Source organism: Halorubrum sp. SP9 (assembly GCF_005435015.1).
Lineage (GTDB): Archaea > Halobacteriota > Halobacteria > Halobacteriales > Haloferacaceae > Halorubrum > Halorubrum sodomense.
In genome coordinates this window covers 1-777 of the sequence record NZ_SGXU01000188.1, presented here as the reverse complement: position 1 = coordinate 777, position 777 = coordinate 1, and the positions used below count along the sequence as shown (strand labels likewise).

Annotated in this window: 1 protein-coding gene; it reads left to right on the top strand. The window is 54.4% G+C overall.

Annotated features, from left to right (window positions below):
- Positions 1-777: PAS domain-containing protein (locus tag EXE45_RS17130; RefSeq protein WP_137695040.1), on the top strand; the 777-nt coding region annotated here is incomplete at both ends.

Sequence of the window (777 nt, the reverse complement as noted above, 5' to 3'; positions counted from 1 at the left end):
GACAAAGATCCCTTACGACCCAGTAGAAACCGACAGCAACGCTGTGCTCGGGATCTCAACAGACATCACCCAACGTAAAAAAAGAAAAACCGAACTAGAGATGCAGTCCGCTGCGATGGAAGCGGCGATGGACGGTATCTCGATCCTGAACGAGGACCACGAGTATATCTACATGAACCAAGCCCATGCCGATATCTTCGATTACGAGGCCGGTGAACTCCTCGGCAGCACCTGGCGACGACTGTATGGCGACGACGAGATCACACGGATCGAACGGGACGTCTTGCCAGTAGTCGAAGAGAAAGGTGAGTGGCGAGGCGAGACTGTGGGTAAGCGACGCGACGGGACCACAGTCTCTCAAGAGATCACGCTCTCACTGCTTGACGATGGCGGTCTTATCTGTACAAACCGGGACATCACTGAGCGCAAAGAGCGCGAGCAGAAGCTTAAGCAGACGAATACTGTTCTCCGTACAATCGTTGAAAACCTGCCGATGGGAGTGCTCGTCGAAGATGCCGAGCGTGACGTACTCATGGCAAATGACCTACTGGGCGAAACACTTGGCAAACCTATCGATAGTGACGAACTTGTTGGGCGTGACTGTGCTGCGGCGGCTGAAGAGCTCAAAAACCAGTTCGCCGATCCTGAGGGGTTTATCCAAGGCATAGCAGATCGGATTGAACGCCGGGAGGCGGTTCAAAACGAGGAGCTCACCCTCGCAGACAATCGCGTTGTTGAACGCGATTACGTGCCGTACACCCTGCCAGAAGGTGAGGC